Consider the following 4,707-nt stretch of genomic DNA (forward strand, 5'->3'; position numbering starts at 1 on the left):
GGATGTCGTCGCCGCCGCGACCCGTCAGCACATTGGCCTGACCGTCGCCCGTCAGGGTGTCGGCCGCATCGCCGCCGGTCACGTTCTCGATGTTGCGCAGCGAACCGCCCGCGACGCCGCCCAGCGTCACGTTCGCGGCGACATCGCCGTTGAGCGTCACGGCCACCGATAGCGGCGTACTCAAGTAGAAGTACGACGCCGTATCAACGCCGCCGCCGCCATCGAACACGTCCTTCCCGCCGCCACTGGACAGGAAGTCGTCGGCCGCGCCGGCCGTGATGGCGTCGTCGCCGGTTCCGCCAAAGAAATAGAGACGCTCGATACTGGTCATCGAGGTCGTGACCTGACCCCCAAGGATGATCGGGTTCGCCGCGCTCGCGCCGTTGTCGAGGGTGACGCCCTCGCTCCGCCCCGCATAGATCAGATAGGCGGTGTCGAAGCCTTCGCCGCCGTCAACCTTGTCGTTGCCGCCGTCAACGAGGTGGATATCGTCCACCAAGGCGACGCCATTGGTCAGCCCGCCCTTGGCCACACCGGTGACCAGGATGTCGTCGCCCGCGCCGCCGAACAATGAATCGTCGCCGCGCCCGCCGATCAGGATGTCGTTCCCGTCGTCACCATTCAGGATGTCGGAACCGTCATCGGTTTGAAGGTCGTAATCGTCGCCCAGGATCAGGTCGTTGCCGGCGCCGCCAGCCAGCACGTCGCCGTCCTGGTCGCCGAAGACCGTGTCGTCGCCGTCGCCGCCCAGCAGCTTGTCGGCGCCCTGGCCGCCGGCCAGCTTGTCCGCGCCGCCTTGGCCGTCGATCCAGTCGCCGCCCGCCGTTCCCGAAAGGGTGTCGGCGCCCGCGCCGCCCAGGGTCGCGGACCGAAGGCCGGTGAAGATCGAGTTTGTGATGTCGGAGGCGCGGATGCGCTCGAACATCAGCTCCGTCCCATTGGACAGGGTGACATAGACTTCCGAATAGAACGGGGGGTCGTCCGACCCGACGACCATTTCCGAGACCTTGAGCACGAACAGGTTGTCGACCGAGACCCGGTCGATCCCGACCTGGAAGTCGAGGATGACGTCGTAGCCCTTGCCGACCACGAACGTGTCATGCCCGCCGCCGCCGGCCAGGTAGTTGGTCCCGGCGCCGCCGATCAGCGTATCGTCGCCGGCCAAGGGGTCGCCGATATAGGCGCCGCCTGTCAGCCGGTCGTCGCCATCGCCGCCATCGAGATAGTCGTTTCCATCGTTGCCGGTCAGCTCGTCGGTCCCGCCGCGCCCGATCAGGATGTCGTCGCCGCTGTTGCCCCAGAGGTCGTTGGCCTGGTCGTTGCCCGACAGGGTGTCGGCATAGGCCGAGCCCGTCACGCCTTCCACGTTGAGCACGATGTCCAGATCGCCGTAGGCGCCGGCTTGCGGCGTGGTGACGGTCAAGTCGATCGTCACGCCACGGTCGCTGTAGGTGTAGGAGATGGTGTCGTAGCCGGCGCCGCCGTCGTAAATGTCGGCGCCGTCGCCAAAGTCGTCCAGGGTGTCGTCGCCGTCGCCGCCGGAAACCTGGTCGTCTCCGTATTCGCCATACAGCCTATCGTTACCCACGCCGCCGATCAGGACATCGTCGCCGCTGCCGGCGTAGAACAGGACCGATCCCGTCATCGAAGCGTCGACGCTCAGGTGGTCGGCGGCATAGGTGGCGCGAACGGCCTCGATCCCGGTCACCGTGTCCCAACCGAAGCCGGTATTCTGCGGGCCCGCCTTGCCCAGCACGAACGTCGCGGCGGTATCGTCCCCAGACTGGAAGTAGAGGGTGTCCTCGCCGCCGCCGCCCTCGATGACGTCGTCGCCCTGCCCGCCTTCGAAGCTGTCGTCGCTGGCCCCGCCGATCAGGTGATCGTCGCCGTCGTCGCCCCACAGCCCCGCGCCGGTGTTGTTGGCCACCAGAACGTCGTCACCTGCCAGGCCTTGCAGGATGACTCTGCCGACGCCTTCGCCCGCCGTCAGGTGATCGACGCCGTATGTGCCGGAGAAGTACAGGTAGGAACTGGCGCTGGTGGTGTAGGTCAGGCCGACCGGGCCGCCGTTGAGCGGCATGCCGCCCAGGTTCAGGGGCGAGAGCTGGGCCAGGGTCCGGTCGGTCAGGCGCAGCAAGGGGTTCCAGTCGTAGGCGCCGCCGGCGCCGTCCCTGTCGATGTCGATCAGCACGTCGGCCCCTGACTGGGTCGCGCGCAGGTGGCCGCTGGCGAACAGGTTGGTCACCTGGTCCCAGTTGCTCATCCCGTAGGAGAGAACGGTCAGGTCGATCTGGTCGTCGGCGCCCAGGCCGTTGATCGTCAGGTAACGGTCGCCCGAGCCGGGGTTGCGGCCATAGTCGGACACCATGGCGATCCGGTCGGCGCCCGAGCCCAGCGAGATCACGCCGCCGGACAGCGGCATGTCGACATAGATGTAGTCGTTGCCCGCGCCCAAATCGGCGGTGAAGTGGGTCAGGTAGCGCACTTGGAGGCTGTCGTTGCCGTCTCCGCCGTCGATCCGCCAGTCGTAGGGCGCGGCGTGAAGGTAGCCGATGGCGTCGATCCGGTCTTCACCGGCCCCGCCTTCGATGGTGATCAGTCCGCCCGCGCCGGTGTAGGTGCGCTCCACCCAGATCGTGTCGTCGCCATCGTTGCCGCGGACGATGTCGCTGCTGCCACCTTCGTCCCGGATGTAGTCGTCGCCGCCCCGACCTTCGATCAGGTCCGTTGTCGGACCGCCGTTCAGGGTGTCGCCAGCTTCAGTGCCCGTGATCGTCGACATAGCACCCTGTTCTCGCCGCCAGCGCTCAACCTGGACCGGTAGCTTGGCTGTTCTGTGAAAACAACCCTGGATCGTGCGTTGTAAAACTCGGGCCGATGATCACGCCCGCCGCGCTGAAGGCGCTGGAGTTGATCGACCTCCACCGCCCCGGTCGTTTGCGCGAAAACAACCGAGCCGAAAGCTCTCACCTGCCGATCCGACAACGAGAACGGAAGATGCAGGGGTTCAAATCCCAAGCCGCCGCTCGGCGCTTCCTCACTACCCATGCCGCGATCTATAACACCTTCTATAGGCAGTCTTATCGGGTCGGCTGGCGACTGATCCTTAACGCTATCCATCCGAAGCTGGGGCGCCGCGTCCAGCAAGATGAAAGCGCGTAGATGAACATGATGCAGTCGGATGCATCCGAAACCGCGGGTTTCGCCATCGATCGGGATTCGGGCGGCGATTCCCGGGCCTATCTCAACGCCGATGCGCGTGGCGGGACCGGGCCGAACGGCAAGCCCAGCATGACCATCGAGGCGGCCGGCCTGCATCTGGTCGGCGGCGAGCCGGGCTGGTCGTCGGCCCTCGGCGTCGGCTTCACCGTGACCTATGCCTTCCGCGCCACCGCCCCGGCGACCCTGCCGAGTGATGTCGGCGGCTTCAGCACCTTCAATGAACAGCAGATTCTGCAGGCCGAAAAGGCGCTGCAGGCCTGGTCGGATGTCGCGGACATCACCTTCGTTCGGCAGGGCAGCGGCGCGACGGGCCCGGACGCCTATTCCAACTCGGCCTCGATCCTGTTCTCGAACTATAGCTCCGGGCAGGACGGCGCGGCGGCCTTCGCCAATTTCCCGGGCAACACCGCCTATAGCTCATCGTCGGGCGACGTCTGGGTCAACAGCACGTTATCCTACAACCAAAACCCCATCGCCGGCCGCTATGGCGGGCAGGTCCTGATCCACGAAATCGGCCACGCCATCGGGCTGGACCATCCCGGCGACTACAACGCCGACGGGACCACCTCCATCACCTACGCCACCAACGCCGAGTATTACGAGGACTCCAACCAGTACACGGTGATGAGCTACTTCTCCGAGACCGAGACGGGGGGTAATTTTCACGGGTCCTATGCCGCGGTTCCGATGCTCGACGACATCTCGGCCGCGCAACAGGAATACGGGATCAACGTCAACACGCGCACCGGCGACACGATCTACGGCTTCAACGCCACGGCCGACAGATCGTGGTTCTCGGCCACCAGCGCGTCGTCGACGCTGATCTTCGCGGTCTGGGACGCCGGCGGCGTCGACACCTTCGACTTCTCCGGCTATGCGACCAATCAGACGATCGATCTGAGACAGGGTTTCTTTTCCAGTGTCGGCGGGCTGGTCGGCAATGTCGCCATCGCCAAGGGCGCGAATATCGAGAACGCCAGGGGCGGTTCGGGCGCCGACCTCATCACCGGTAACAGCCTCGACAATGTGCTGCGGGGCGGGGCGGGCGCAGACACGCTGAGCGGCGGCGACGGCAATGACAATCTCGATGGCGGGGCAGGCGATGACCTCCTGACGGGCGGAACGGGTTCCGACGTGGCGATCTATGTCGAGGTCGCCGCCGGGGTGGTGGTCGATCTGGCCATCACCGCCGCCCAGAACACCGGCGGCTCCGGAACCGACACCCTGACCGGCATCGAGCACATCTTCGCCGGCAACGCCTTTGGCAACACCCTGTCGGGCGATGATCAACTCAACGCCCTGGTCGGTGGATCGGGCGACGACGTCCTGACCGGTCGCGGCGGCGACGACATTCTCGATGGCCGGGCGGGCAACGACATCCTGACCGGCGGCGCGGGCAATGACATCCTGACCGGCGGGGCCGGTTCGGACGTGGCGGTCTATATCGACGTCACCGCCGGGGTGACCGTCGACCTGGCCGTGGCC

At 66.2% G+C, this 4,707-nt stretch carries 3 protein-coding genes; 2 read left to right on the forward strand and 1 reads right to left on the reverse strand.

All coding sequences use genetic code 11. The features are described 5' to 3' along the window. The coding region (locus tag PMI01_RS27330) for a calcium-binding protein (RefSeq protein WP_007675542.1) at positions 1–2,782 on the reverse strand (2,782 nt) is incomplete at its 3' end. A gap of 95 nt (positions 2,783–2,877) precedes the next feature. Here PMI01_RS27330 and PMI01_RS28010 point away from each other — a divergent pair. Together PMI01_RS28010 and PMI01_RS23835 are read left to right on the forward strand one after the other, a co-directional pair. Beyond that, positions 2,878–3,162 (forward strand): DDE-type integrase/transposase/recombinase, encoded by a 285-nt coding sequence (locus tag PMI01_RS28010; protein WP_035038207.1) that lies wholly within the window; start codon positions 2,878–2,880, stop codon positions 3,160–3,162. Then, on the forward strand, positions 3,163–4,707 hold a 1,545-nt coding region (locus PMI01_RS23835; RefSeq protein WP_007675544.1), incomplete at its 3' end, for a M10 family metallopeptidase C-terminal domain-containing protein. It lies immediately after the preceding gene.

The organism is Caulobacter sp. AP07 (genome assembly GCF_000281955.1).
Classification (GTDB): Bacteria; Pseudomonadota; Alphaproteobacteria; order Caulobacterales; family Caulobacteraceae; genus Caulobacter.

What these genes read in the sequence shown, in the direction of transcription:
- PMI01_RS28010 (WP_035038207.1), top strand. Translation starts at nt 2,878, where the DNA reads ATGATCACGCCCGCCGCGCTGAAGGCGCTGGAGTTGATCGACCTCCAC.